Source organism: Brenneria sp. L3-3C-1 (assembly GCF_016456245.1).
In the GTDB taxonomy this organism is placed as follows: domain Bacteria; phylum Pseudomonadota; class Gammaproteobacteria; order Enterobacterales; family Enterobacteriaceae; genus Brenneria.
Genome location: NZ_JAEMHF010000019.1, coordinates 1 through 25,431 on the forward strand (window position 1 = coordinate 1; position 25,431 = coordinate 25,431).

45 protein-coding genes are annotated in these 25,431 nt (G+C 49.8%); 39 read left to right on the forward strand and 6 right to left on the reverse strand.

What is annotated here, in order from left to right; translation table 11 throughout:
• The 33 genes from JG725_RS19970 to JG725_RS20130 form a co-directional block, all read left to right on the forward strand.
• On the forward strand, positions 1 to 118 hold a 118-nt coding region (locus JG725_RS19970), incomplete at its 5' end, for a hypothetical protein (RefSeq protein WP_199379605.1).
• A 131-nt stretch (positions 119 to 249) separates the two neighbouring features.
• Entirely contained in the window at positions 250 to 444 is a 195-nt protein-coding gene (gene bfd / locus JG725_RS19975; protein ID WP_172291813.1) for a bacterioferritin-associated ferredoxin, read from the forward strand.
• A 73-nt stretch (positions 445 to 517) separates the two neighbouring features.
• A complete protein-coding gene (bfr, locus tag JG725_RS19980) occupies positions 518 to 991 on the forward strand; it encodes a bacterioferritin (RefSeq protein ID WP_172291814.1) in 474 nt (157 codons plus the stop codon).
• Between the two features lie 293 nt (positions 992 to 1,284).
• Positions 1,285 to 1,596, forward strand: a complete 312-nt coding sequence (gene rpsJ, locus JG725_RS19985) for a 30S ribosomal protein S10 (RefSeq protein WP_001181005.1) — start codon at positions 1,285 to 1,287, stop codon at positions 1,594 to 1,596.
• Between the two features lie 32 nt (positions 1,597 to 1,628).
• Positions 1,629 to 2,258, forward strand: coding sequence for a 50S ribosomal protein L3 (gene rplC / locus JG725_RS19990; RefSeq protein WP_172291815.1), 630 nt, complete (start codon positions 1,629 to 1,631; stop codon positions 2,256 to 2,258).
• Between the two features lie 10 nt (positions 2,259 to 2,268).
• Complete coding sequence (gene rplD / locus JG725_RS19995) at positions 2,269 to 2,874, forward strand: 50S ribosomal protein L4 (RefSeq protein WP_172291816.1); 606 nt, start codon at positions 2,269 to 2,271, stop codon at positions 2,872 to 2,874.
• Positions 2,871 to 3,173, forward strand: a complete 303-nt coding sequence (gene rplW / locus JG725_RS20000) for a 50S ribosomal protein L23 (RefSeq protein ID WP_009111205.1) — start codon at positions 2,871 to 2,873, stop codon at positions 3,171 to 3,173. Before rplD ends, rplW begins: the two co-directional genes overlap by 4 nt.
• Positions 3,174 to 3,192: 19 nt before the next feature.
• Entirely contained in the window at positions 3,193 to 4,014 is an 822-nt protein-coding gene (rplB, locus tag JG725_RS20005) for a 50S ribosomal protein L2 (protein WP_172291817.1), read from the forward strand.
• A 16-nt stretch (positions 4,015 to 4,030) separates the two neighbouring features.
• Complete coding sequence (rpsS, locus tag JG725_RS20010; protein ID WP_004929772.1) at positions 4,031 to 4,309, forward strand: 30S ribosomal protein S19; 279 nt, start codon at positions 4,031 to 4,033, stop codon at positions 4,307 to 4,309.
• A 14-nt stretch (positions 4,310 to 4,323) separates the two neighbouring features.
• Complete coding sequence (gene rplV, locus JG725_RS20015; protein WP_172291818.1) at positions 4,324 to 4,656, forward strand: 50S ribosomal protein L22; 333 nt, start codon at positions 4,324 to 4,326, stop codon at positions 4,654 to 4,656.
• A gap of 17 nt (positions 4,657 to 4,673) precedes the next feature.
• Positions 4,674 to 5,375, forward strand: a complete 702-nt coding sequence (gene rpsC / locus JG725_RS20020) for a 30S ribosomal protein S3 (protein ID WP_005970274.1) — start codon at positions 4,674 to 4,676, stop codon at positions 5,373 to 5,375.
• Positions 5,376 to 5,387: 12 nt separating this feature from the next.
• Entirely contained in the window at positions 5,388 to 5,798 is a 411-nt protein-coding gene (gene rplP / locus JG725_RS20025; RefSeq protein ID WP_009111208.1) for a 50S ribosomal protein L16, read from the forward strand.
• On the forward strand, positions 5,798 to 5,989 hold the full coding sequence (gene rpmC, locus JG725_RS20030) for a 50S ribosomal protein L29 (RefSeq protein ID WP_048637248.1): 192 nt from the start codon (positions 5,798 to 5,800) through the stop codon (positions 5,987 to 5,989). Before rplP ends, rpmC begins: the two co-directional genes overlap by 1 nt.
• Positions 5,989 to 6,243, forward strand: coding sequence for a 30S ribosomal protein S17 (rpsQ, locus tag JG725_RS20035; RefSeq protein WP_011095505.1), 255 nt, complete (start codon positions 5,989 to 5,991; stop codon positions 6,241 to 6,243). Before rpmC ends, rpsQ begins: the two co-directional genes overlap by 1 nt.
• Before the next feature lie 167 nt (positions 6,244 to 6,410).
• Positions 6,411 to 6,782, forward strand: a complete 372-nt coding sequence (rplN, locus tag JG725_RS20040) for a 50S ribosomal protein L14 (RefSeq protein ID WP_000613954.1) — start codon at positions 6,411 to 6,413, stop codon at positions 6,780 to 6,782.
• A 10-nt stretch (positions 6,783 to 6,792) separates the two neighbouring features.
• Positions 6,793 to 7,107, forward strand: a complete 315-nt coding sequence (rplX, locus tag JG725_RS20045; RefSeq protein WP_005970267.1) for a 50S ribosomal protein L24 — start codon at positions 6,793 to 6,795, stop codon at positions 7,105 to 7,107.
• A 14-nt stretch (positions 7,108 to 7,121) separates the two neighbouring features.
• Complete coding sequence (rplE, locus tag JG725_RS20050) at positions 7,122 to 7,661, forward strand: 50S ribosomal protein L5 (protein ID WP_005970265.1); 540 nt, start codon at positions 7,122 to 7,124, stop codon at positions 7,659 to 7,661.
• Between the two features lie 13 nt (positions 7,662 to 7,674).
• A complete protein-coding gene (gene rpsN, locus JG725_RS20055; protein WP_109491455.1) occupies positions 7,675 to 7,980 on the forward strand; it encodes a 30S ribosomal protein S14 in 306 nt (101 codons plus the stop codon).
• A 33-nt stretch (positions 7,981 to 8,013) separates the two neighbouring features.
• Positions 8,014 to 8,406 (forward strand): 30S ribosomal protein S8, encoded by a 393-nt coding sequence (rpsH, locus tag JG725_RS20060; protein ID WP_009111212.1) that lies wholly within the window; start codon positions 8,014 to 8,016, stop codon positions 8,404 to 8,406.
• A gap of 13 nt (positions 8,407 to 8,419) precedes the next feature.
• Complete coding sequence (gene rplF, locus JG725_RS20065; RefSeq protein WP_113868999.1) at positions 8,420 to 8,953, forward strand: 50S ribosomal protein L6; 534 nt, start codon at positions 8,420 to 8,422, stop codon at positions 8,951 to 8,953.
• Between the two features lie 9 nt (positions 8,954 to 8,962).
• Positions 8,963 to 9,316 carry a 50S ribosomal protein L18 gene (gene rplR / locus JG725_RS20070; protein ID WP_009111214.1) on the forward strand — a complete coding sequence of 118 codons (354 nt, stop codon included), beginning with the start codon at positions 8,963 to 8,965 and terminating at the stop codon, positions 9,314 to 9,316.
• 14 nt (positions 9,317 to 9,330) lie between these two features.
• Entirely contained in the window at positions 9,331 to 9,831 is a 501-nt protein-coding gene (rpsE, locus tag JG725_RS20075) for a 30S ribosomal protein S5 (RefSeq protein WP_005970257.1), read from the forward strand.
• Positions 9,832 to 9,837: 6 nt separating this feature from the next.
• Positions 9,838 to 10,017: a 50S ribosomal protein L30 gene (gene rpmD, locus JG725_RS20080; RefSeq protein ID WP_004846568.1), complete on the forward strand. Its 180-nt coding sequence runs from the start codon at positions 9,838 to 9,840 to the stop codon at positions 10,015 to 10,017.
• A 3-nt stretch (positions 10,018 to 10,020) separates the two neighbouring features.
• On the forward strand, positions 10,021 to 10,455 hold the full coding sequence (gene rplO, locus JG725_RS20085; RefSeq protein ID WP_199379607.1) for a 50S ribosomal protein L15: 435 nt from the start codon (positions 10,021 to 10,023) through the stop codon (positions 10,453 to 10,455).
• Positions 10,456 to 10,462: 7 nt separating this feature from the next.
• Positions 10,463 to 11,794: a preprotein translocase subunit SecY gene (gene secY, locus JG725_RS20090; RefSeq protein WP_137712304.1), complete on the forward strand. Its 1,332-nt coding sequence runs from the start codon at positions 10,463 to 10,465 to the stop codon at positions 11,792 to 11,794.
• A gap of 33 nt (positions 11,795 to 11,827) precedes the next feature.
• A complete protein-coding gene (gene rpmJ, locus JG725_RS20095) occupies positions 11,828 to 11,944 on the forward strand; it encodes a 50S ribosomal protein L36 (RefSeq protein ID WP_002227352.1) in 117 nt (38 codons plus the stop codon).
• A 146-nt stretch (positions 11,945 to 12,090) separates the two neighbouring features.
• A complete protein-coding gene (gene rpsM, locus JG725_RS20100) occupies positions 12,091 to 12,447 on the forward strand; it encodes a 30S ribosomal protein S13 (RefSeq protein ID WP_172291820.1) in 357 nt (118 codons plus the stop codon).
• 16 nt (positions 12,448 to 12,463) lie between these two features.
• On the forward strand, positions 12,464 to 12,853 hold the full coding sequence (gene rpsK / locus JG725_RS20105) for a 30S ribosomal protein S11 (protein ID WP_199379608.1): 390 nt from the start codon (positions 12,464 to 12,466) through the stop codon (positions 12,851 to 12,853).
• Positions 12,854 to 12,883: 30 nt separating this feature from the next.
• Complete coding sequence (gene rpsD, locus JG725_RS20110) at positions 12,884 to 13,504, forward strand: 30S ribosomal protein S4 (protein ID WP_009111218.1); 621 nt, start codon at positions 12,884 to 12,886, stop codon at positions 13,502 to 13,504.
• 25 nt (positions 13,505 to 13,529) lie between these two features.
• On the forward strand, positions 13,530 to 14,519 hold the full coding sequence (gene rpoA / locus JG725_RS20115; RefSeq protein WP_113868991.1) for a DNA-directed RNA polymerase subunit alpha: 990 nt from the start codon (positions 13,530 to 13,532) through the stop codon (positions 14,517 to 14,519).
• A 40-nt stretch (positions 14,520 to 14,559) separates the two neighbouring features.
• Complete coding sequence (gene rplQ / locus JG725_RS20120; protein WP_172291821.1) at positions 14,560 to 14,952, forward strand: 50S ribosomal protein L17; 393 nt, start codon at positions 14,560 to 14,562, stop codon at positions 14,950 to 14,952.
• Positions 14,953 to 15,048: 96 nt separating this feature from the next.
• Positions 15,049 to 15,408: a DUF1992 domain-containing protein gene (locus JG725_RS20125; protein WP_172291822.1), complete on the forward strand. Its 360-nt coding sequence runs from the start codon at positions 15,049 to 15,051 to the stop codon at positions 15,406 to 15,408.
• Between the two features lie 101 nt (positions 15,409 to 15,509).
• On the forward strand, positions 15,510 to 15,755 hold the full coding sequence (locus tag JG725_RS20130; protein WP_172291823.1) for an alternative ribosome-rescue factor A: 246 nt from the start codon (positions 15,510 to 15,512) through the stop codon (positions 15,753 to 15,755).
• Between the two features lies 1 nt (position 15,756).
• On the opposite strand, the gene mscL is transcribed toward JG725_RS20130, so the two are convergent.
• The 5 genes from mscL to def form a co-directional block, all read right to left on the reverse strand.
• Positions 15,757 to 16,173, reverse strand: a complete 417-nt coding sequence (gene mscL, locus JG725_RS20135; protein WP_172291824.1) for a large-conductance mechanosensitive channel protein MscL — start codon at positions 16,171 to 16,173, stop codon at positions 15,757 to 15,759.
• A 95-nt stretch (positions 16,174 to 16,268) separates the two neighbouring features.
• Positions 16,269 to 17,645, reverse strand: a complete 1,377-nt coding sequence (trkA, locus tag JG725_RS20140; RefSeq protein WP_172291825.1) for a Trk system potassium transporter TrkA — start codon at positions 17,643 to 17,645, stop codon at positions 16,269 to 16,271.
• A gap of 52 nt (positions 17,646 to 17,697) precedes the next feature.
• Positions 17,698 to 18,993: a 16S rRNA (cytosine(967)-C(5))-methyltransferase RsmB gene (rsmB, locus tag JG725_RS20145; protein ID WP_199379610.1), complete on the reverse strand. Its 1,296-nt coding sequence runs from the start codon at positions 18,991 to 18,993 to the stop codon at positions 17,698 to 17,700.
• Between the two features lie 60 nt (positions 18,994 to 19,053).
• Positions 19,054 to 20,001, reverse strand: a complete 948-nt coding sequence (gene fmt, locus JG725_RS20150; RefSeq protein WP_199379612.1) for a methionyl-tRNA formyltransferase — start codon at positions 19,999 to 20,001, stop codon at positions 19,054 to 19,056.
• A 28-nt stretch (positions 20,002 to 20,029) separates the two neighbouring features.
• Entirely contained in the window at positions 20,030 to 20,539 is a 510-nt protein-coding gene (gene def, locus JG725_RS20155) for a peptide deformylase (RefSeq protein ID WP_172291828.1), read from the reverse strand.
• Positions 20,540 to 20,668: 129 nt separating this feature from the next.
• Here def and dprA point away from each other — a divergent pair, with 129 nt between their 5' ends.
• From dprA to JG725_RS20185, 6 genes are read left to right on the forward strand one after another with little or no spacing between them, the layout of a single operon-like run.
• A complete protein-coding gene (gene dprA, locus JG725_RS20160) occupies positions 20,669 to 21,790 on the forward strand; it encodes a DNA-protecting protein DprA (protein WP_172291829.1) in 1,122 nt (373 codons plus the stop codon).
• Positions 21,762 to 22,235 carry a DUF494 family protein gene (locus JG725_RS20165; RefSeq protein ID WP_048637267.1) on the forward strand — a complete coding sequence of 158 codons (474 nt, stop codon included), beginning with the start codon at positions 21,762 to 21,764 and terminating at the stop codon, positions 22,233 to 22,235. The genes dprA and JG725_RS20165 overlap by 29 nt, the downstream gene beginning before the upstream one ends.
• Before the next feature lie 22 nt (positions 22,236 to 22,257).
• Positions 22,258 to 22,815 (forward strand): type I DNA topoisomerase, encoded by a 558-nt coding sequence (locus tag JG725_RS20170; protein ID WP_172291830.1) that lies wholly within the window; start codon positions 22,258 to 22,260, stop codon positions 22,813 to 22,815.
• Positions 22,808 to 23,377, forward strand: coding sequence for an L-threonylcarbamoyladenylate synthase type 1 TsaC (gene tsaC, locus JG725_RS20175; RefSeq protein WP_199379614.1), 570 nt, complete (start codon positions 22,808 to 22,810; stop codon positions 23,375 to 23,377). Before JG725_RS20170 ends, tsaC begins: the two co-directional genes overlap by 8 nt.
• A gap of 20 nt (positions 23,378 to 23,397) precedes the next feature.
• On the forward strand, positions 23,398 to 24,225 hold the full coding sequence (gene aroE, locus JG725_RS20180) for a shikimate dehydrogenase (RefSeq protein ID WP_172291832.1): 828 nt from the start codon (positions 23,398 to 23,400) through the stop codon (positions 24,223 to 24,225).
• On the forward strand, positions 24,222 to 24,479 hold the full coding sequence (locus JG725_RS20185; protein WP_172291833.1) for a DUF1488 domain-containing protein: 258 nt from the start codon (positions 24,222 to 24,224) through the stop codon (positions 24,477 to 24,479). Before aroE ends, JG725_RS20185 begins: the two co-directional genes overlap by 4 nt.
• Here JG725_RS20185 and JG725_RS20190 read toward each other — a convergent pair.
• Positions 24,455 to 25,012, reverse strand: a complete 558-nt coding sequence (locus tag JG725_RS20190) for a gamma carbonic anhydrase family protein (protein WP_172291834.1) — start codon at positions 25,010 to 25,012, stop codon at positions 24,455 to 24,457. The genes JG725_RS20185 and JG725_RS20190 overlap by 25 nt on opposite strands.
• Positions 25,013 to 25,431: the final 419 nt, after the last annotated feature.

Consider the following 25,431-nt stretch of genomic DNA (forward strand, 5'->3'; position numbering starts at 1 on the left):
CATTAAAATGGTTGTTAACCTGATAGCGCCGATCGCGATGGACGACGGTTTGCGTTTTGCAATCCGTGAAGGCGGCCGTACTGTTGGTGCGGGCGTTGTTGCTAAAGTTATCGCTTAATCGCTGATACACTAAGAGCGTAAAAAGGCACTTCGGTGCCTTTTTTTATGCTCACAGTCACAAATGTAAATTGAAATAAAAATTATTCTTATTTACAATAAGTGTATTGGTCAAAAAATGAGTCTCTCGGTATGTATGTTTGTTTGTGCAATGCGATATCCGATAAAGTCATCCGCCATACTGTTCGTCAGCACCAGCCTCAGTCTATGCAGCAACTGCGCAAATTAGTTCCTATTGGAAGCGATTGCGGTAAGTGTATTCGTCAGGCGCGGGTTATCCTGGAGGAAGAGCAGGCCAAAATACCTGATATGTATGAAGTAGCATAAAATGTAGGGTCGTTTTTTTGACTCTCTGCTTACTGGTTCTACACTTTTAAGAACTGGAGCGGAGGAGTATGTCATGAAAGGCGATAAAAAAGTCATTGCACATCTGAATAAGTTATTGGGCAACGAGCTGGTAGCGATTAACCAATATTTTCTACATGCCCGAATGTTTAAAAACTGGGGGCTGACCCGCCTTAACGATCACGAGTATCATGAGTCTATTGACGAAATGAAGCACGCCGATCGCTATATTGAACGAATCTTGTTTCTTGAAGGTATTCCCAATCTGCAAGATTTGGGGAAACTTAATATCGGCGAAGATGTTGAGGAGATGTTTCGTTCCGATCTTCAACTTGAACTCGATGGCGCGCAGGATTTACGTGAAGCCATCGCCTATGCGGATTCTGTGCATGATTACGTCAGCCGAGATCTGATGATAGAAATCTTGGCAGATGAAGAAGGGCACATCGATTGGTTGGAAACCGAACTGGATCTGATATCCCGTCTTGGGATACAAAACTACCTTCAGAGTCAGCTTAAAGAGCAATAATCTGCTTTTACCGCCAGCCATCCCACCGCCGGACATAGCGCTATGTTCCGGCTGTTATTCTACATCATTTCATCCTGCGTGTTGCTTCCTGACTCAATTTGCGTATAATGCGCGAGCTTGCCGAATCTATGGTAAGTCTGATTTGTAGTGAATCAGCGAGCTAAGTTTATTAATTAGCCAAAAACAATACTCCCGATATGGGGGTTATGTACTAACGATTACACTCCCCCATCAATCGAAATGGGTGTGAGGAGTAATTATTTACGTTTATAAATAATTGGAGCTCTGGTCTCATGCAGAACCAAAGAATCCGTATCCGCCTGAAAGCGTTTGATCATCGTCTGATCGATCAATCAACTGCGGAAATCGTCGAGACTGCCAAGCGCACTGGTGCGCAAGTCCGTGGTCCGATCCCGCTGCCGACCCGCAAAGAGCGCTTTACCGTTCTGATCTCTCCGCACGTCAATAAAGATGCGCGCGATCAGTATGAAATCCGCACTCACAAGCGTCTGGTTGACATCGTTGAGCCAACCGAGAAAACCGTTGATGCTCTGATGCGTCTGGATCTGGCTGCCGGTGTAGACGTGCAGATCAGCCTGGGTTAATCAGGTCATTGAGCGATTGAGAGGTTGAAACAATGATTGGTTTAGTCGGTAAAAAAGTGGGCATGACTCGTATCTTCACTGAAGATGGCGTATCTATCCCCGTAACCGTTATCGAAATTGAAGCAAACCGCGTCACTCAGGTCAAAGACCTGACTAACGACGGTTACCGCGCTGTACAGGTAACAACCGGTGCTAAAAAAGCAAGCCGCGTTACCAAACCAGAAGCGGGTCACTTTGCTAAAGCCGGTGTTGAAGCTGGCCGTACTCTGCGTGAATTCCGTCTTGCAGAAGGCGAAGAATTCTCTGTAGGTCAGAGCATTAGTGTTGAAATTTTCGCAGACGTTAAAAAAGTAGACGTTACCGGTACATCTAAAGGTAAAGGTTTTGCCGGCACGGTTAAGCGCTGGAATTTCCGTACCCAGGATGCTACCCACGGTAACTCCTTGTCTCACCGCGTTCCGGGTTCTATCGGTCAGAACCAGACTCCGGGCAAAGTGTTCAAAGGCAAGAAAATGGCAGGCCAGCTGGGTAACGAGCGTGTAACCGTTCAGAGCCTGGACGTAGTGCGTGTTGACGCTGAGCGCAACCTGCTGCTGGTTAAGGGTGCTGTTCCGGGTGCGACCGGTAGCGACCTGATCGTTAAACCAGCAGTGAAGGCGTGAGGAGATAGCAATGGAATTAGTATTGAAAGACGCGCAAAGCGCGCTGACTGTTTCCGAAACTACCTTCGGTCGTGACTTCAACGAAGCGCTGGTACACCAGGTTGTTGTTGCTTACGCAGCAGGTGCCCGTCAAGGTACTCGCGCTCAGAAGACTCGTGCCGAAGTAACTGGTTCCGGTAAAAAACCGTGGCGTCAGAAAGGTACTGGCCGTGCGCGTTCAGGTTCTATCAAGAGCCCGATCTGGCGTTCCGGTGGTGTGACCTTCGCTGCCAAGCCTCAGGACCACAGTCAGAAAGTTAACAAAAAGATGTACCGCGGCGCGCTGAAAAGCATTCTGTCCGAACTGGTACGTCAAGATCGTCTGATCGTTGTCGAGAAGTTCTCTGTCGATGCGCCGAAAACCAAGCTGCTGGCACAGAAACTGAAAGACATGGCGCTGGAAGACGTACTGATCATCACCGGTGAACTGGATGAAAATCTGTTCCTGGCAGCGCGCAACCTGTACAAGGTTGATGTGCGTGATGTTGCCGGTATTGATCCAGTTAGCTTGATCGCCTTCGACAAAGTCGTCATGACTGCTGAAGCTGTTAAGCAAGTTGAGGAGATGCTCGCATGATCCGTGAAGAACGTCTGCTGAAAGTATTGCGCGCGCCGCACGTTTCTGAAAAAGCGTCTACTGCGATGGAAAAGAACAACACCATCGTGCTCAAAGTTGCTAAAGACGCGACTAAAGCAGAAATCAAAGCTGCTGTGCAGAAACTGTTTGAAGTCGAAGTCAATGATGTTCGCACCCTGGTAGTTAAAGGAAAAGTGAAACGTCATGGACAGCGTATCGGTCGTCGTAGCGACTGGAAAAAAGCTTACGTCACCCTGAAAGAAGGCCAGAATCTGGACTTCATCGGCGGCGCAGAGTAAGTCGGAGGAGTAAAGAACAATGGCAATTGTTAAATGTAAACCGACATCTCCGGGTCGTCGCCACGTTGTTAAAGTGGTTAACCCTGAGCTGCACAAGGGCAAACCTTATGCCCCGTTGCTGGAAAAGAACAGCAAATCCGGTGGCCGTAACAACAATGGCCGCATCACTACCCGTCACATCGGTGGTGGTCATAAGCAGGCTTACCGTCTGGTTGACTTCAAACGCAACAAAGATGGTATCCCGGCGGTTGTTGAGCGTCTGGAGTATGATCCGAACCGTTCCGCGAATATCGCGCTGGTTCTGTACAAAGACGGCGAACGCCGTTACATCCTGGCGCCGAAAGGCCTGAAAGCAGGCGACCAGATCCAATCTGGCGTTGATGCTGCAATTAAAACCGGCAACACCTTGCCGATGCGTAACATCCCTGTCGGTTCAACGGTTCACAACGTAGAAATGAAACCAGGTAAAGGCGGCCAGTTGGCGCGTTCTGCCGGTGCTTACGTTCAGATCGTTGCACGTGATGGTGGTTACGTTACCCTGCGTCTGCGTTCCGGCGAAATGCGTAAAGTCGAATCTGACTGCCGCGCGACGCTGGGCGAAGTCGGTAACGCTGAGCATATGCTGCGCGTTCTGGGTAAAGCAGGTGCTGCTCGCTGGCGTGGTGTTCGTCCTACCGTTCGCGGTACGGCGATGAACCCGGTAGACCACCCGCACGGTGGTGGTGAAGGTCGTAACTTTGGTAAGCACCCGGTATCCCCGTGGGGCGTACAGACCAAAGGTAAGAAGACCCGCAGCAACAAGCGTACTGATAAGTTTATCGTACGTCGCCGTACTAAATAATTTTAGAGGATAAACCATGCCACGTTCTCTCAAGAAAGGTCCATTTATTGACCTGCACTTGCTGAAGAAGGTAGAGAAAGCGGTGGAAAGCGGTGACAAGAAGCCTTTGCGCACTTGGTCCCGTCGTTCAACGATCTTTCCAAATATGATCGGTTTGACCATCGCTGTCCATAATGGTCGTCAGCACGTTCCGGTGTTTGTTTCCGATGAAATGGTCGGTCACAAACTGGGTGAATTCGCGCCGACTCGTACTTATCGCGGCCATGCGGCCGATAAAAAGGCTAAAAAGCGCTAAGGTAGGAGGAAGAGATGGAAACTATCGCTAAACATCGCCACGCTCGTTCTTCTGCTCAGAAGGTTCGCCTGGTGGCAGACCTGATTCGCGGTAAGAAAGTGTCGCAAGCTCTGGATATTCTGACCTATACCAACAAGAAAGCTGCTGGTCTGGTTAAAAAAGTACTAGAGTCTGCTATTGCTAACGCAGAACACAACGATGGCGCTGACATTGATGATCTGAACGTCGCGAAAATCTTCGTTGACGAAGGCCCAAGCATGAAGCGCATTATGCCGCGTGCCAAAGGTCGTGCGGATCGCATCCTGAAGCGTACCAGCCACATTACTGTGGTTGTGTCCGATCGCTGAGACTCTGGAGACTAGCAATGGGTCAGAAAGTACATCCTAATGGTATTCGACTGGGTATTGTCAAACCTTGGAACTCTACCTGGTATGCGAATACCAAAGAATTCGCTGACAACCTGGACAGCGACTTTAAAGTTCGTAAATACCTGACGAAGGAACTGGAGAAAGCTTCCGTTTCTCGTATCGTTATCGAACGTCCGGCCAAAAGCATCCGTGTGACTATTCACACTGCTCGTCCGGGCATCGTGATCGGTAAAAAAGGTGAAGATGTTGAAAAACTGCGTAAAGTCGTAGCGGATATCGCTGGCGTACCTGCACAGATCAACATCGCCGAAGTTCGTAAACCTGAACTGGACGCAAAACTGGTTGCTGACAGCATCACTTCTCAGCTGGAACGTCGCGTGATGTTCCGTCGTGCTATGAAGCGTGCGGTTCAGAACGCCATGCGTCTGGGCGCTAAAGGGATCAAAGTTGAAGTAAGCGGCCGTCTTGGCGGCGCTGAAATCGCGCGTACCGAATGGTATCGTGAAGGTCGCGTTCCGTTGCACACGCTGCGTGCGGATATCGACTACAACACCTCCGAAGCGCACACCACTTATGGTGTTATCGGTGTGAAAGTGTGGATCTTCAAAGGTGAGATCCTGGGTGGTATGGCTGCCGTTGAACAACCGGAAAAACCGGCTGCTCAACCTAAAAAGCAGCAGCGTAAAGGCCGCAAGTAAGGAGAGTCGCTGATGTTACAACCAAAGCGTACAAAATTCCGTAAGATGCACAAAGGCCGCAACCGCGGTCTGGCTGCCGGTACGGATGTTAGCTTCGGCACTTTCGGTCTGAAAGCTGTTGGCCGCGGTCGCCTGACCGCTCGTCAAATCGAAGCTGCACGTCGTGCCATGACTCGTGCCGTTAAGCGTCAAGGTAAGATCTGGATCCGTGTATTCCCGGACAAACCGATCACCGAAAAGCCGCTTGAAGTGCGTATGGGTAAAGGTAAAGGTAACGTAGAGTATTGGGTTGCCTTGATTCAGCCAGGTAAAGTCCTGTACGAAATGGACGGTGTGCCGGAAGAGTTAGCCCGTGAGGCATTCCAACTGGCAGCAGCGAAACTGCCGATCAAAACCACCTTTGTAACTAAGACGGTGATGTAATGAAAGCACAAGAGCTGCGTGAAAAGAGCGTTGAAGAGCTGAACACTGAGCTGCTCGAACTGCTGCGCGAACAATTCAATCTGCGCATGCAGGCGGCAAGTGGCCAGCTGCAACAAACTCACCTGTTGAAACAAGTGCGTCGTAATGTTGCACGTGTTAAGACTTTACTGACTGAGAAGGCGGGTGCGTAATGACCGATAAAATCCGTACTCTGCAAGGCCGAGTCGTTAGTGACAAAATGGAGAAATCCATGGTTGTCGCTATCGAACGTTTCGTGAAACACCCGCTTTACGGTAAGTTCATTAAGCGTACGACTAAGCTGCACGTACATGACGAAAACAACGAATGCGGTATCGGCGATGTGGTTGAAATCCGCGAATGCCGTCCGCTGTCCAAAACTAAGTCTTGGACGCTTGTTCGCGTTGTAGAGAAAGCGATTCTGTAATACAGTAGCGCTCTTCTCGATATGATAAACGGCTCAGTAATTGGGCCGTTTATTTTTTCTACCCATAATCTGGAAGCGGTGTTATAATGCTGCGCCCTTAATTATGGGGCATTTTAATGGCCTATCATGGGTCCTAAAGTAGTAGTTGACATTAGCGGAGCACTAACATGATCCAAGAACAGACTATGCTGAACGTGGCCGACAACTCCGGTGCACGTCGCGTAATGTGTATCAAGGTTCTAGGTGGCTCGCACCGTCGCTACGCAGGCGTCGGCGATATCATCAAGATTACCATCAAGGAAGCAATTCCTCGCGGTAAGGTGAAGAAAGGCGATGTACTGAAGGCGGTTGTGGTGCGCACCAAGAAGGGTGTTCGTCGCCCGGACGGTTCTGTCATTCGCTTCGATGGAAATGCTTGCGTTATTTTAAACAATAACAGCGAACAGCCTATCGGTACGCGTATTTTTGGGCCGGTAACTCGTGAACTGCGTAATGAGAAGTTCATGAAAATTATCTCTCTGGCACCAGAAGTACTCTAAGGAGCGAATCATGGCAGCGAAAATCCGTCGTGATGACGAAGTTATCGTGCTGACCGGCAAAGATAAAGGTAAGCGCGGTAAAGTAAAAAATGTCCTGTCTGCTAGTAAGGTCATTGTTGAAGGTATCAACCTGGTTAAAAAACATCAGAAGCCGGTTCCGGCCCTGAACCAACCAGGCGGCATCGTTGAAAAAGAAGCGGCAATTCAAGTTTCCAACCTTGCAATCTTCAATGCGGCAACTGGTAAGGCTGACCGTGTAGGCTTTAGATTCGAAGACGGCAAAAAAGTCCGTTTCTTTAAATCTAACAGCGAAACTATCAAGTAATTTGGAGTAGTACGATGGCGAAACTGCATGATTACTACAAAGACGAAGTAGTTAAAAAACTCATGACTGAGTTTAACTACAATTCTGTCATGCAAGTCCCTCGGGTCGAGAAGATCACCCTGAACATGGGTGTTGGTGAAGCGATCGCTGATAAGAAACTGCTGGATAACGCAGCAGCTGACTTAGCAGCAATCTCCGGTCAAAAACCGTTGATCACCAAAGCTCGCAAATCTGTTGCAGGCTTCAAAATCCGTCAGGGCTATCCGATCGGCTGTAAAGTAACTCTGCGTGGCGAACGCATGTGGGAGTTCCTTGAGCGACTGATTTCCATTGCTGTACCGCGTATTCGTGACTTCCGCGGCCTGTCCGCCAAGTCATTCGATGGCCGTGGTAACTACAGCATGGGTGTGCGTGAGCAGATCATCTTCCCGGAAATCGACTATGACAAAGTCGATCGCGTTCGTGGTTTGGATATTACCATTACCACCACTGCGAAATCCGATGATGAAGGCCGTGCGCTGTTGGCCGCCTTTAACTTCCCATTCCGCAAGTAAGGTAGGGTTACTAATGGCTAAGCAATCCATGAAAGCACGCGAAGTCGTTCGCGTGAAACTGGCTGATAAATACCGCGCTAAACGCGAGGAATTGAAAGCTATTATCTCTGGTGTGAACTCTTCCGACGAAGAACGTTGGGATGCAGTTCTTAAGCTGCAGACTCTGCCGCGTGATTCCAGCCCGTCTCGTCAGCGTAACCGCTGCCGTCAAACTGGTCGTCCGCATGCTTTCCTGCGGAAGTTCGGGTTGAGCCGTATCAAGGTCCGTGAAGCCGCTATGCGCGGTGAAATTCCGGGTCTGAAAAAGGCTAGCTGGTAATTGTCACCAATTGAATCACGGGAGTAAAGACAGATGAGCATGCAAGATCCGATCGCGGATATGCTGACCCGTATCCGTAACGGTCAAGCCGCGAACAAAGTTGCGGTCACCATGCCTTCCTCCAAGCTGAAAGTGGCAATTGCCAACGTGCTGAAGGAAGAAGGTTACATTGAAGATTTTAAAATCGAAGGCGACGCCAAGCCTGTTCTGGAATTAGCACTTAAATATTTCCAGGGCAAGGCAGTGGTAGAAAGCATTCAGCGAGTAAGCCGTCCAGGTCTGCGCATCTATAAAAGAAAAGATGAGCTGCCAAAAGTTATGGCCGGTTTAGGTATCGCGGTTGTTTCTACCTCTAAAGGTGTTATGACTGATCGTGCAGCTCGCCAGGCTGGTCTTGGTGGCGAGATTATCTGCTACGTAGCTTAATCGGGAGGAAAGAATGTCTCGTGTTGCAAAAGCACCCGTCGTCATTCCTGCCGGCGTAGAGGTAAAACTCAACGGTCAGGTTATTTCGATTAAGGGTAAAAACGGCGAGCTGAGTCGTAAGATCCATGACGCTGTTGAAGTTAAACAGGCTGACAACGCTCTGACTTTCGCCCCGCGCGAAGGTTTCGTTGACGGATGGGCCCAAGCGGGTACCACTCGTGCTCTGTTAAACGCAATGGTTGTCGGTGTTACCGAAGGCTTCACCAAGAAGCTGCAGCTGGTCGGTGTTGGTTATCGTGCTGCCGTAAAAGGCAACGTAGTGAATCTGTCTCTTGGGTTCTCTCATCCGGTTGACCACGCGCTGCCGGCAGGTATTACCGCAGAGTGTCCTAGCCAAACTGAAATCGTGCTGAAAGGCGCTGATAAGCAGGTTATTGGTCAGGTCGCTGCGGAAATACGCGCCTACCGTCGTCCTGAGCCTTACAAAGGCAAGGGTGTCCGTTACGCCGACGAAGTCGTGCGTACCAAAGAGGCTAAGAAGAAGTAAGGTAACACTATGGATAAGAAAGCAGCTCGTATCCGTCGTGCGACCCGCGCACGCCGCAAGCTCCAGGAACTGGGTGCGACGCGTCTGGTGGTACATCGTACCCCACGCCATATTTATGCGCAGGTCATCGCACCGAACGGTTCTGAAGTCCTGGTAGCCGCTTCTACTGTAGAAAAAGCTATCGCTGAGCAACTGAAGTATACCGGTAACAAAGATGCAGCTATCGCAGTAGGTAAAGCTATTGCTGAACGCGCATTGGAAAAAGGGATTAAAGACGTATCCTTTGACCGTTCCGGTTTCCAATATCATGGTCGAGTCCAGGCACTGGCAGATGCTGCCCGTGAAGCTGGCCTTCAGTTCTAAGGTAGAGGTGTAAGATGGCTCACATCGAGAAACAAGCTGGCGAACTGCAGGAAAAGCTGATCGCGGTAAATCGCGTATCTAAAACCGTTAAAGGTGGCCGTATTTTCAGCTTCACCGCACTGACTGTAGTGGGTGATGGCAACGGTCGCGTTGGTTTTGGTTACGGAAAAGCGCGCGAAGTTCCGGCAGCGATCCAGAAAGCGATGGAAAAAGCCCGTCGCAATATGATGAATGTCGCGCTGAACAACGGCACCCTGCAGCACCCGGTTAAAGGTGCTCACACGGGCTCTCGTGTGTTCATGCAGCCGGCTTCCGAAGGTACCGGTATTATTGCCGGCGGTGCAATGCGCGCCGTTCTGGAAGTCGCAGGGGTACACAACGTATTGGCTAAGGCCTATGGTTCCACTAACCCGATTAACGTGGTTCGTGCAACGATTGATGGTCTGGCAAATATGAAGTCCCCGGAAATGGTCGCTGCCAAGCGTGGTAAATCCGTTGAAGAAATTCTGGGGTAATTAACCATGGCAAAGACTATTAAAATAACTCAAACCCGTAGTGCAATCGGTCGTCTGCCAAAACACAAGGCAACGCTGCTTGGCCTGGGTCTGCGTCGTATTGGACATACTGTTGAACGTGAGGATACTCCTGCGGTTCGCGGTATGGTCAACGCGGTTTCCTATATGGTTAAAGTGGAGGAGTAAGAGATGCGTTTAAATACTCTGTCTCCGGCCGAAGGTGCGAAATACGCACCGAAGCGTTTAGGTCGTGGTATCGGTTCTGGCCTGGGTAAAACCGGCGGTCGTGGTCACAAGGGTCAGAAGTCTCGTTCTGGCGGTGGCGTACGTCGTGGTTTTGAAGGCGGTCAGATGCCTTTATACCGTCGTCTGCCGAAATTCGGTTTTACTTCTCGCAAAGCAATGGTTACGGCAGAAGTTCGTCTGTCTGACCTGGCTAAAGTGGAAGGCGACATCGTTGACCTGAATACGCTGAAAGCCGCTAATGTTATTGGCATTCAGATCGAATTCGCGAAAGTGATTCTGTCTGGTGAAGTTGCTCGTCCGGTAACGATTCGTGGTCTGCGTGTCACTAAAGGTGCTCGTGCTGCTATCGAAGCTGCTGGCGGTAAAATTGAGGAATAAGTAGCAGATGGCCAAACAACCAGGATTAGATTTTCAAAGTGCTAAAGGCGGAGTTGGCGAACTGAAGCGCAGACTATTGTTTGTTATCGGTGCGCTGATCGTTTTCCGTATTGGCTCTTTTATTCCGATTCCTGGTATTGATGCCACTGTGCTTGCCAAATTGCTTGAGCAACAGCGGGGCACTATCATTGAAATGTTTAACATGTTCTCTGGTGGTGCTCTGAGCCGTGCTTCTATCTTTGCTCTGGGTATTATGCCGTACATTTCGGCATCAATTATTATCCAACTGTTGACGGTGGTTCATCCGGCGTTGGCGGAAATAAAGAAAGAAGGGGAGGCTGGCCGTCGCAAGATTAGCCAGTACACCCGTTACGGCACGTTGGTATTGGCGATATTTCAGTCGATCGGTATTGCTACCGGTCTGCCGAATATGCCGGGAATGCAGGGTCTGGTGTTAAATCCGGGCTTTGCGTTCTATTTTACCGCTGTTGTAAGCCTGGTTACGGGAACGATGTTCCTGATGTGGCTGGGTGAACAGATTACGGAACGAGGTATCGGTAACGGTATTTCGATCATAATCTTCGCTGGTATTGTTGCGGGTTTGCCGCCGGCCATTGGCCATACCATCGAGCAAGCGCGGCAAGGCGACCTGCACTTCCTCCTGTTGCTGTTGGTTGCAGTTTTAGTGTTTGCAGTAACCTTCTTCGTTGTTTTCATTGAACGTGGTCAACGGCGTATTGTCGTTAACTATGCCAAACGTCAACAAGGTCGTCGTGTTTATGCAGCACAGAGTACGCATTTACCGTTGAAAGTGAATATGGCGGGGGTTATCCCAGCTATCTTTGCTTCCAGCATTATTCTGTTCCCTGCCACGATTGCATCCTGGTTTGGGGGCGGTACCGGTTGGAACTGGCTGACGACAATTTCGCTGTATTTGCAGCCCGGACAACCGCTTTATGTGCTACTCTATGCGTCTGCAATCATCTTCTTCTGTTTCTTCTACACTGCGTTGGTTTTCAACCCGCGTGAAACAGCAGATAACCTGAAGAAGTCCGGTGCATTCGTGCCAGGAATTCGTCCGGGAGAGCAAACGGCGAAATATATCGATAAGGTAATGACTCGTCTGACTTTGGTTGGTGCGATGTACATTACTTTCATCTGCCTGATCCCGGAGTTCATGCGTGACGCAATGAAAGTGCCTTTCTATTTCGGCGGCACGTCATTATTGATCGTTGTTGTGGTCATCATGGACTTTATGGCTCAAGTGCAAACTCTGATGATGTCGAGTCAATACGAGTCTGCATTGAAGAAAGCAAACCTGAAAGGCTATAACCGTTGATCGGGCGAGCTTGAGAAGTTACGGAGAGTAAAAATGAAAGTTCGTGCTTCCGTCAAGAAATTATGTCGTAACTGTAAGATTGTTAAGCGTAACGGTGTCGTTCGTGTGATCTGCAGTGCCGAACCGAAGCATAAACAGCGTCAAGGCTGATTATCTCGCATATTTTTCTTGCAAAGTTGGGTTGAGCTGGCTAGATTAGCCAGCCAATCTTTTGTATGTAACTGCAATACTATTTGAGTATCCTGAAAACGGGCTTTTCAGAATGGTATTGCTGTATAAAATTGTAGGAGTGCATAGTGGCCCGTATAGCAGGCATTAACATTCCTGATCATAAACATACCGTTATCGCGTTAACGGCGATCTACGGTATTGGTAAAACTCGTTCGCAGGCTATTTGCGCTGCATCGGGTATTGCTGAAAATGTTAAGATCAGTGAGCTGTCTGAAGAGCAAATCGAAAAGCTGCGTGACGAAGTTGCCAAGTTTGTTGTCGAAGGTGATCTGCGTCGTGAAGTTACCCTGAGCATCAAGCGTCTTATGGATCTTGGTACTTATCGTGGTTTGCGTCATCGTCGTGGTCTGCCGGTTCGCGGTCAGCGTACCAAGACTAACGCCCGTACCCGTAAGGGTCCGCGCAAACCGATCAAGAAATAATCGGGGTGATTGAATAATGGCAAAGGCACCTATTCGTACACGTAAGCGTGTAAGAAAGCAAGTCTCTGACGGTGTGGCTCATATCCATGCTTCTTTTAACAACACCATCGTAACTATTACCGATCGTCAGGGTAATTCGCTGGGTTGGGCAACTGCCGGTGGTTCCGGTTTCCGTGGTTCTCGTAAGTCTACGCCATTCGCCGCTCAGGTTGCAGCAGAGCGCTGTGCCGAAGCAGTGAAAGAGTACGGTATTAAGAACCTGGAAGTTATGGTTAAAGGACCTGGTCCGGGCCGTGAGTCTACTATCCGCGCATTGAACGCGGCTGGTTTCCGCATCACTAATATTACTGATGTGACTCCGATCCCTCATAACGGTTGTCGTCCGCCGAAAAAGCGTCGCGTATAACGCTGCTTTTAGGATTGTTGGAGAAAGAAAATGGCAAGATATTTGGGTCCTAAGCTCAAGCTGAGCCGTCGTGAAGGCACCGACCTGTTTCTGAAGTCTGGTGTTCGTGCGATCGATTCCAAGTGTAAGATTGAACAAGCTCCTGGCCAGCACGGTGCGCGTAAACCGCGTCTGTCTGACTATGGTGTGCAGTTGCGTGAAAAGCAAAAAGTTCGCCGTATTTACGGTGTGCTGGAACGCCAGTTCCGTAACTATTATAAAGAAGCAGCACGTCTGAAAGGCAACACAGGTGCGAACCTGTTACAACTGCTGGAAGGCCGTCTGGATAACGTTGTTTATCGTATGGGTTTTGGCGCCACTCGTGCTGAAGCACGTCAGCTGGTTAGCCACAAAGCTATTATGGTAAACGGTCGCGTTGTCAGCATCGCTTCTTATCAGGTATCCCCGAATGACGTAGTCAGCATCCGTGAGAAAGCTAAAAAGCAATCTCGCGTTAAAGCCGCTCTGGAGCTGGCTGAACAGCGTGAAAAGCCAACTTGGCTGGAAGTTGATGCTGCCAAGATGGAAGGTGTGTTCAAACGTATTCCTGAACGTACCGATCTGTCTGCGGACATTAATGAACACCTGATCGTCGAGCTTTACTCCAAGTAAAGCTTAGTACCAAAGAGAGGACACAATGCAGGGTTCTGTGACAGAGTTTCTAAAACCGCGCCTGGTTGATATCGAGCAAGTGAGTTCGACGCACGCCAAGGTGACCCTTGAGCCGTTAGAGCGGGGCTTCGGCCATACTCTTGGCAACGCACTGCGCCGTATTCTGCTTTCATCCATGCCAGGTTGCGCGGTGACCGAGGTTGAGATTGATGGTGTACTGCATGAGTACAGCACCAAAGAAGGCGTACAGGAAGATATCCTGGAAATCCTGCTCAACCTGAAAGGGCTGGCGGTGAGAGTTCAAGGCAAAGATGAAGTTATTCTTACCCTGAATAAATCTGGCATTGGCCCTGTGACTGCAGCCGACATCATCCATGATGGTGATGTCGAAATCGTCAAGCCACAGCACTTGATCTGCCATCTGACTGATGAAAACGCCGCGATCAGCATGCGTATCAAGGTTCAGCGTGGTCGTGGTTATGTGCCGGCATCTGCCCGTATTCATACGGAAGAAGATGAGCGCCCGATTGGTCGCCTGTTAGTCGATGCTTGCTACAGCCCTGTAGAGCGTATTGCCTACAATGTTGAAGCGGCGCGCGTAGAACAGCGTACCGATTTGGATAAGCTGGTCATCGAAATGGAAACCAATGGCACGATCGATCCTGAAGAGGCGATCCGCCGTGCGGCCACCATTCTGGCTGAACAACTTGAAGCTTTTGTTGACCTGCGTGATGTACGTCAACCGGAAGTTAAAGAAGAAAAACCAGAATTCGATCCGATCCTGCTGCGCCCTGTTGACGATCTGGAATTGACTGTCCGCTCTGCTAACTGCCTCAAGGCAGAAGCTATCCACTACATCGGTGATCTGGTACAGCGTACCGAGGTTGAGCTATTGAAAACGCCTAACCTGGGTAAAAAATCTCTTACTGAGATTAAAGACGTGCTGGCTTCGCGTGGTCTTTCTCTGGGCATGCGCCTGGAAAACTGGCCGCCGGCAAGCATTGCTGATGAGTAACCGGATCACAGGTTAAGGTTTTACTGAGAAGGATAAGGTCATGCGCCATCGTAAGAGTGGTCGTCAACTGAACCGTAACAGCAGCCATCGTCAGGCTATGTTCCGTAACATGGCTAGTTCTTTGGTTCGTCATGAGATTATCAAGACGACCCTGCCGAAAGCAAAAGAGCTGCGTCGTGTTGTTGAACCGCTGATTACTCTTGCCAAGACCGACAGCGTTGCTAATCGTCGTCTGGCATTCGCCCGTACTCGTGATAACGAGATCGTGGCAAAACTGTTTAATGAACTGGGCCCGCGTTTCGCGAGCCGTGCCGGTGGTTACACTCGTATTCTGAAGTGTGGCTTCCGTGCAGGCGACAATGCGCCGATGGCATACATCGAGCTTGTTGATCGTTCTGTTTCTGCGACAGAAGAAGTTGCTACTGCGGAGTAATCTGTAAGAGCATAAAAAAACCGGGGAAACCCGGTTTTTTTACGTCTGAAATAAGCTAACCTGTGAGGGTAGATCAAACCGAATAGAGATTGCGGAATGTGGTTGATTGACGAGATGGTTGAACGCCATATAGCTCACGCTCAGCAAAATGGTGTTTTTGATAACCTTCCCGGTTCGGGACGTCCCCTGGTGTTGGATGATGACAGCGCTGTACCTCCCGATCTCAGAGTGGGTTATCGGCTGCTCAAGAATGCAGGGTGTTTACCGGTCGAACTGCAAGAGCGTAAGGAAGCATTGGCGTTGGCCGATATACTGCAAACTATTTCTCGCGAATCACCTGACTATCAGGAAAAATCGCGGCGTTTGCGCGTACTCGAACTGAACCTGCGGCAAAAAGGTATCAATACTGACTTTTTACACGGCGAATACGCATCATCGCTGAAAAAAAAGTTTTAAAGGTGCAATAAATTATTCCAGCCTGCCTGTTTTCACCTTATTTTCTACACTATACTTTTCACGCTTTATTTCTATCATCCGGTCCCATGAGGAGTGTGATTATGACCACCTATCGTCATAAACGAGGAAAGATCCAGGATAATGCCATTGAAGCATTGCTGCATGACCCATTGTTTCGTCAAAGAGTAGAGGTTAACGCAAAAGGTAAAGGTAGCTATCGTCGAAAAGACAAACATGCCAAGAAAGGAAATTGGGAGGCCAGCGGTAAGCAATCGAATGATTCTTTACCGCTGGCCTTTTTGTTTTCTGATGTGAAGACGCCGTTGTACAACGGACTATTTAAGTGATTTACAGTTTGGACTGTTGCTGATTTTTTAGCAGATCGCGAATTTCAGTTAACAATGTTTCTTCTGCGCTGGGCTTTGGCGGCGCGGCAGGAGCATCTTCTTGTTTACGACGCATTTTGTTCATTAGCTTAATCGCCATGAAAATCGCAAACGCCACAATAATGAAGTCAAAAACATTCTGAATAAATACACCGTACTGCATAACGACTGCGGGAACATCGCCCTGCGCAGCACGTAAAACAAGACTGAATTGCTTGAAGTCCACTCCGCCGATAAGTAGCCCAAGCGGGGGCATAATAATATCGGATACCAGCGACGATACGATTTTACCGAAAGCCGCACCAATGATTACCCCGACTGCCAGATCCACGACGTTGCCACGCATGGCAAATTCTCGGAATTCTTTAATAATACTCATAACCACACTCCTTGATAAAAAGATAAATTAATTTTAACCAATAGTTTTATATTTGCCATATCACCTTGTGATGTGTAAAGAATAACGTCTTTTGATTACAAGAAGAATGGACTTGGCTGGAATAAGCGTTCCACATCAGGCACGAATTTTTTGTCCGTCAAGAACATGATAATGTGATCGCCCTGCTCAATATGGGTATTATCATTGGCGATGATGACATCATCTCCGCGAACGATAGCGCCGATGGTGGTGCCTGGCGGAAGTTTAATGTCTTCCACCATGCGCCCGACCACTTTTGAGGTGTCCTGATCGCCGTGCGCGATGGCTTCGATGGCCTCTGCGGCCCCTCGGCGCAGCGATGAAACGCTGACGATATCAGCTTTACGCACATGGCTGAGTAGCGCTGATATCGTTGCTTGCTGCGGAGAGATCGCAACATCAATGACACTGCCTTGTACCAAATCAACGTAAGCCCGACGCTGTATGAGCACCATCGCTTTTTTGGCGCCCATCCGTTTAGCCAACATCGCCGACATGATATTGGCTTCGTCGTCATTGGTGATGGCGATAAATACGTCGATTTGCTCAATATGCTCTTCGGCCAGGAGTTCCTGATCTGAGGCATCGCCATGAAAAACGATGGTATCCTGCAATAATTCGGCAAGCTCGGCGGCGCGATCCGCATTCCGCTCTATCAGTTTAATGCTGTAATCTTTTTCCAGCCGTTGGGCTAAGCCCGCCCCTACATTTCCCCCGCCAACGATCATGATGCGTTTATAGGGGTTCTCCAGCCGTTGCAGTTCACTCATAACGGCTCGAATATTCTGCGATGCCGCGACAAAAAATACTTCATCGCCTGCTTCAATCACGGTGGAACCCTGGGGACGAATAGGGCGGTCGTGACGGAAAATCGCGGCAACGCGCGTTTCTATATGCGGGATGTGTTCACGAATAGATGACAAAGCATTACCGACCAGTGGACCGCCATAATAGGCATTTACCGCGGCGATGCTGACTTTACCCTGCGCGAAATTAACCACCTGGAGCGCGCCCGGATACTCAATCAGCTTGTAAATATTATCGATCACCAGTTGTTCCGGAGAGATCAAATGATCAATGGGAACGGCTTCAGGCAGAAACAACTGGTCGGATTCACGTATATATTCGGCAGATCTAATCCGTGCAATACGGTTCGGGGTGTTGAAAAGCGAATAGGCTATTTGGCACGCGACCATGTTGGTTTCATCGGAGTTGGTGACCGCAACCAACATATCCGCATCTTCCGCGCCCGCCTCTCGCAGCACTCGCGGATGGGAAGCGTAACCAGTGACCACACGGAGATCGAATTTGTCCTGAAGCTGACGTAAGCGGGTCGTATCGGTGTCGACGACGGTGATGTCGTTGTTTTCACCCGCCAGATTTTCTGCCAGCGTGCCGCCTACCTGACCAGCGCCAAGAATAATAATCTTCATAATACATTCTGCCGTATATGTTATAGCCGTGTGGTTGTAGACAATACTGGGGTTAATATCCGTTTTTTACCAGCTTGGCGTAGAAGAAACCATCGCCGTCATCCGGGCTGGGGAGTTTCTGAAGCCCTGGTTTCGCCTTACTGCCGGTATCGACTAACCGAGCATCGGCATGGCGATTGAGGAAATCCTCTATTTGCCGCTGATTCTCTTCCGGCATGATTGAGCAAGTTGCATAGACTAGCGTGCCGCCGATTTTCAGGTGGGGCCAGATTGCATCAAGGATCTCTTTTTGCAGTAAAGCAAGCTCGGCAATGTCGTTGTCGCGACGCAACCATTTAATATCCGGGTGCCGGCGAATAACGCCTGTAGCAGAGCAGGGCGCATCCAGAAGAATGCGATCGAATACTTTGTCGCCGCGCCAGGTGGCAGGGTAGCGTCCGTCGCCTTGTTTTATCTCAGCGTGCAACTGCAAGCGCTGTAGATTTTCTTTCACCCGTTTTAATCGTGAGTCATCGATATCAATGGCTAAAACATGCGATTTTGGCGCGGCTTCGAGGATGTGCGTTGTTTTGCCGCCTGGCGCCGCACAGAGATCGAGAATTTGCTCGCCGTCCTGTGGCGACAGCCAATGGACGCATCCCTGGGCTGAGGCGTCCTGTACGGTAACCCACCCTTGTGCGAACCCGGGCAGCAGGTCGACCGCGCTGGGCACAGACAGCCTGATGGCATCAGGGTAATCAGCATGCGGGAAAGCGTCGATGTTTTCCCGTGCGAGCAGCGCCAGATATTCATCGCGGGTGTGATGCAAGCGATTGACTCTCAGCCACATTGGCGGCCGCTGGTTATTGGCATCGACGATTTTTTCCCAGTCTTCAGGGTAGGCGTTTTTAATACGCGTCAGTAACCAACTCGGATGCAGATAGCGTGTGGGAGTGTTCGCCGCGCGTTGCAGCAGTTCATCTTGTTGGCGTTGAAACTGACGTAAAACGCCGTTAATCAGACCTTTAAGCTGCGGGCGCTTCATGGCTACGGCGCCTTCCACCGTTTCAGCCAGCGCGGCATGCGCCGGAATGCGGGTATACAGCAATTGGTACATGCCAACCATGATAAGGTAGTGCAGCGGGCGCTGTTTTCCCGTCAACGGTTTTGCCATCAGTTGTTGAATACACCACTCCAACTGCGGCAATACGCGCAGTACGCCAAAACACAGTTCCTGCAATAATGCGCGATCTTTATCTGCGATATCACGCTGATAAGCGGGCAACAATGCGCTGAGCGATTGTCCATGGTCTACTACTTGCCCCACCACTTTAGCGGCAATACTGCGAAGGTTATATGAGCTTTTCATTTGTTAGCGACTACGTGAGAGATAGGGCATACCGGCGCTAATGGCCGGTATAAAAGTCGATTAGTCCAGAATAGCACCGGGTGTAAACCACTCACGACGCGAGTTAAGTAAATCCTGTGCTTTCATCATTTTTTTGCCAGCAGGCTGTAATTCAAGAATATTTAAAATATTTTCCCGAGTGGCAACCTGAATGCCATTCTTGTCGGCTTGCAGAATAGTCCCTGGCTGCGCATGATGATTGGACGAAATAACCTCGGCTTTCCACACTTTAACCGGCTGTTCGTCTATCAGGAAGTAGCTTACAGGCCAGGGATTAAAAGCCCGGATACAACGCTCAAGCTGCGCCGCAGACAGTTGCCAGTCAAGACGGGCTTCTTCCTTACTGAGTTTTTCAGCATAGGTGGCAAGCGCGTCATCCTGATCTTCGGCTACCGCGCGGGCATTGGCAAGCTGTTCCAGCGTTTCCAACAGACCGCGCGGCCCCAGGTCCGCCAGTTTGCCGTACAACGTTGCGCTGGTGTCGTCTTGAAGGATCGGGCATTCAATCTTATGCAACATCGCGCCGGTATCAAGGCCGGCGTCCATTTGCATAATGGTTACGCCGGTACGCCGATCGCCAGCCCACAGCGCACGCTGAATCGGCGCGGCGCCTCGCCAGCGGGGCAGAAGCGAACCGTGTACGTTGATACAGCCGAGACGCGGCATGTTCAGCACGGTTTGCGGTAAAATCAGCCCATAAGCGACAACCACCATTACATCCGCGTGGAGTGCTTCAACCATCTCCTGCCCTTCGCTCTGGCGCAGCGATTTGGGTTGATACACCGGAACGCCATGCTGTTCGGCCAGAGTTTTTACCGGGCTGGGCGTAAGCTTGTTGCCTCTTCCCGCCGGGCGATCGGGTTGGGTGAATACGCCAACAATCTGATGTTGAGATGAAAACAGCGCGTCGAGATGACGCGCTGCGAAGTCAGGTGTTCCAGCAAAGATAATGCGTAAAGAATCAGACACGTCGTTTCCTGTCAGGAAAATAAAATGATTAATTCCGGCTGTTTTGTTTAGCCAGCTTTTCCAATTTTTGACGGATTCTCTGGCGTTTCAGCGGGGAGAGATAATCGATAAACAGTTTCCCGACCAGATGATCCATTTCATGCTGAATACAAATCGCCAGAAGACCATCGGTTTCCAGTTCAAAGGTGTTTCCTTCTCGATCCAGGGCGCGAATTTTTACGCGCTCGGCACGCGGAACCAGCGCCCTTGTTTCCGGGATCGACAGGCACCCTTCTTCTATGCCGGTATCGCCGCTCTTCTCAAGAAGTTCGGGATTAATCAAAACCAGTCTCTGATCCCGTTCTTCCGAAACATCAATAACAATAATACGCTGGTGAATATCAACCTGGGTGGCGGCCAGGCCAATGCCTTCTTCTGCATACATGGTATCGAACATATCATCGACGATACGCTGGATGTCTGCATTGACTTCTTTTACGGGCTGCGCTTTTATGCGAAGCCGCTCGTCCGGAAAATGTAATACCTGCAAAACTGACATATATATTTAGATCTGTATCCGAGAGATGAAAGAGTATCAGCCCCTATTCTAGACATTTCCCGCACCGATTGACAGCATCTGAACTTAATTGCACGGTTGACCCGAACCCGGCGGAATAAAGGATGAGCCATGTTATCAACGGAAATCTGGTTGCGCTTGACGGGCGTGAAACATTTGGGCGCCAAGCGGGCCGGGGTAATAGCCAGAGAACTTATTGCGCTGGGCGATCACAACAGGCGTGACTTGATACATCTCGGCATGACTGACGTTCAGGCCGAACAGTTTCAACGCTTTGATCCGCGGAGAGTCGAGGACACGCTGCGCTGGTTGTCGCAGCCTGACCACCATATGGTGACCTGTAGTGATAAAAGATATCCATTTTTGCTTGGGAATATCAGCGCCTTTCCTCTTTTGCTTTTTGTTGCCGGCGATCCCACTTTATTGGCATCGCCGCAAATCGCGATTGTCGGCAGCCGCAATAACAGCGCCTATGGGGATCAATGGGGATATTTCTTTGCTCAGGAACTGGCGGTCAATAATCTCACCATCACCAGCGGGCTGGCTATCGGGATTGACGGCATCGCCCATCGCGCTACGCTCGATGTCGATGGTAAAACCATCGCTATCCTGGGCAGCGGACTGGAGAACATTTACCCCATGCGTCACCGTAAACTGGCCGCGCGCATTCTTGACCAGGGCGGCGCATTGGTATCTGAGTTTCCGCTGGCAACGCCGCCGTTGGCTGTGAATTTTCCACGAAGAAATCGTATTATCAGCGGGCTGAGTCTGGGAGTGCTGGTGGTTGAAGCGTCCGTGCGCAGCGGCTCTCTGGTTACGGCGCGTTATGCGTTGGATCAGGGGCGGGACGTCTTTGCCTTACCAGGGGCTATAGGCAATCCGATGACTGAAGGAACTCACTGGCTGATTCAACAGGGAGCCTATCTTGTCACCCATCCGAAAAATATTGTCGAACAGCTAAGAAGCGGGCTTCACTGGATCTGCGCCGACAACGATCAAACTATTTCTGCCGTAGAAGAGGATGTTGAATTGCCATTTGCTGATGTGTTGGCTAACGTAGGAGATGAGGTTACACCTGTTGACGTTGTCGCTGAACGTGCCGGCCAACCTGTGCCAGAGATAGTGAGTAAGCTATTGGAGCTGGAGTTAGCAGGATGGATCGCAGCAGTACCCGGCGGCTATGTCCGATTAAGGAGGGCAGGCCATGTTCGACGTACTCATGTACTTGTTTGAAACTTATATTCACAATGAAACTGAAATGCGTGTCGATCAGGATACGTTGACCGATGACCTCACCCGTGCTGGATTTCATCGTAACGACATCTACAGCGCGTTGAGTTGGCTGGAAAAATTGGCTGACATACAGGAAGGCCAAAATACGCCCCTCAACCTGGCTCATGATCCCTTGGCAATCCGTATTTATACGCAGGATGAAGAGCAGCGCCTTGATGCCGACTGCCGGGGATTTTTATTATTTCTCGAACAGATCCAGGTATTAAATCTGGAAACGCGTGAGATGGTGATTGACCGGGTGATGGCGTTGGAAACGCAGGAATTCGATCTGGAAGATCTTAAGTGGGTCATTCTTATGGTGCTTTTCAATGTTCCCGGGTGTGAGAACGCGTACCAGCAAATGGAAGAGCTGCTGTTTGAGGAAAATGACGGTTATGTGCAATAGCCCAGAGTGTAATGGATAAGGAATGGCTAAGACTGTACTTTTTGCCGACAAGAAACAAGAGGTTTGCCCTGAGTGCGGGTCTGCGCTGGTGATCCGTTCCGGCCGGCACGGGCCTTTTCTTGGTTGCTCCCGTTATCCTGAATGTGAATTCATTCGTCCGCTTAAGGCGCAGGCGGACGGTCATGTGGTCAAGGTGCTTGATGGGCAATTCTGTCCGAGTTGCCAGTCACTGTTGGTGCTAAGACAAGGGCGTTACGGCATGTTCATCGGGTGCGAAAACTATCCGGAATGTAATCACACGGAGGCGATCGATCGGCCGGATGAAACGGCGTTAAGCTGTCCGCAATGCCATAAAGGAACACTGTTACAGCGTAAGTCACGCTATGGGAAAGTGTTTCATGCATGCTCCCGTTATCCTGATTGTCAGTTTACGCTCAATAATAAACCGGTAGCAGGGGAATGCCTCCACTGCCGCTATCCTTTACTTTTCGAGAAGAAAACGGCGAAAGGCATCAAGCTCTTTTGCGCCAGTAAATTATGTGGGAAGCCGGCAACGGCTGAAGTTGATAAAAATGAATGAGATCGCCGATGATTTACTGCTCCCCATAGTGCAGGCATTGAGAAACGAAAAAGTTGTGGCTTATCCCACCGAAGCCGTTTTTGGTTTGGGGTGCGATCCGGATAGTGAGGTTGCGGTTAAGCGTTTGCTGGCTCTGAAACAACGTCCGTGGCAAAAAGGATTGATTCTTATTGCTGCTGACTATCGGCAGTTAGCGCCTTATGTAGACGATAGCGCGTTGTCTGACGAGCAAAAGAAAACCCTGTTCTCCAGTTGGCCCGGGCCTGTTACCTGGGTGATCCCGGCTAAGTCCACGACGCCATCGTGGCTGACCGGGCAATTTAGTTCGCTTGCTGTGCGGGTCAGCGCGCATCCATTGGTAAAACAACTGTGTCTGAGTTACGGCAAACCGCTGGTTTCAACCAGCGCCAATTTGAGCGGACTGCCCCCTTGTCGTACTGAAGATGAGGTTTATCAACAGTTCGGCGCAGCGTTTCCTGTTGTTCATGGCAACGTCGGCGACAGAAAAAATCCATCAGAGATAAGAGATATTTTAACCGGTGAACGGCTGCGTCAAGGTTAATGTAAAGATTGGAGAATAGGGTGTCGGAGATAAAATCTTTTGCTGTTTTTGGTAATCCAATCGCGCATAGCAAGTCGCCGCGCATACATGAGTTATTTGCTGCTCAGACGAGGATTGATCTTACCTATAGTCGTTTATTAGCGCCGTTGGACAGTTTTGAAGCGGTGTTGAGACGCTATTTTCAGGATGGAGCCTGTGGGGCGAATATTACCGCGCCGTTTAAAGAGAGGGCCTTTGCTGAAGTTGATGAACGGAGCGAATGTGCCTCTCTTGCCGGGGCGGTTAATACACTGAAGAAACTGAACGATGGGCGCCTGCTGGGCGATAATACCGATGGCATTGGTTTATTAAGTGATTTACAACGCCTGAATTTTATCAACCCGCAGGATCGTATCTTGTTGGTCGGCGCGGGCGGCGCGGCGCGTGGCGTTATCCAGCCGCTGCTGGCTTATGGCTGTTCGATTGTCGTTACCAACAGAACGTTTTCCAAAGCCGATGCTCTGGCGCAGATATTCAGTTCCGTTGGCAATATTCAGGCGTTGGCGTTGGATGATCTGCACGGTCGGGATTTTGAACTGATTATTAATGCAACGTCATCAGGCGTTCATGGCAATATTCCTGAGTTGCCGACCACATTAATATCGCCACAAACGCGCTGCTACGACATGTTTTATTTGCCAGGCCTGACGCCGTTTTTGGTATGGTGCGCACAGCATGGGGCAAACAGTCATGCAGATGGAATAGGAATGCTGGTGGGGCAAGCGGCTCACGCCTTTCAACTCTGGCATGGCGTAATGCCGGATGTCGTGCCTGTCATTGAACAGCTAAAACGGGAACTTGCTCGATGAATCAGTCGATCCAGTTTCCGGATCGTGAAGTCTGGAATGACGAGCATCAGGCTATCTGTTTTCCCGTATTGATCAATGGATATCAGCAGGAATGCCGAATCAGCGCAAAACAGCTAATGCAGCGCTATGGCGGTGACGCTCCGGAACAGTGGATATCGCTGTTCCGGCTGCATCGTTGGGATCTGGAGGATGAGTTTGAAAAAATGGTGCTCGGCGATGAATATGACGCTCAGGGTTGTTTCTCATTATCCTGAGTAAGATAGTCGTCTTTCCAGTGCACGTAGTTATTTGCCGAGTATACAAGTCCTTCTATCTCTTCCTGACTCAGAGGGCGAATTCTTTTTGCCGGGCTGCCGAGATACAGGTAACCGCTTTCCAGACGTTTTCCCGGAGAGACGAGACTCCCGGCGCCGATCATGACGTCATCTTCAACGACGGCGCCGTCAAGAATAATGGAACCCATACCGACCAACACACGATTGCCGATCGTGCATCCGTGTAACATCGCTTTATGACCTACAGTGACATCATCCCCGATGATTAATGGATTACCCGCCGGATTTTTTTCTGAGCTGTGCGTAATGTGCAACACGGAACCGTCCTGAATGTTGCTCCTCGCTCCGATGCTTATATTGTTCACATCACCCCGGATCACCACCAGAGGCCAGATACTGACATCGTCGCCAAGAGTAACGTTGCCAATAACCACGCTTGATTGATCAATCATGACGTTTTCGCCAATGTCAGGAAATACGCCTTTATAGCCACGAACGATTTCAGGTCCCATCAACAACCCCCTTAATTGATTACATCGTATGTTGACCGGTAAACAAAATATCGGCAGAGATATGGCGTCAGCAAGCTGAAAGTAACCTCGATCGAACAAGATCTCAACGAAAGGGGCGAAAAATACGCGAACGGAAAAAAAGATCGAGAAAGTGGTTGTGTAAAGAAATGGGATCCCTATAATGCGCCTCCATCGACACGGCGCTGTGAAGTAAATCACATACTGGCCGGTGAAGAAGAAAGGGAAAACGGTTAAAATAAACGTTGACTCTGCAAGAGGAACGCGTAATATACGCCACCTCGCGTTAGCGGCTCAGGCCACAGCGCACTGCTCTTTAACAATTTAATCAGACAATCTGTGTGGGCACTCACAAGACAATATCGGCAAACGATATAAAAAAGTCTTGAAGAGTGACTGAC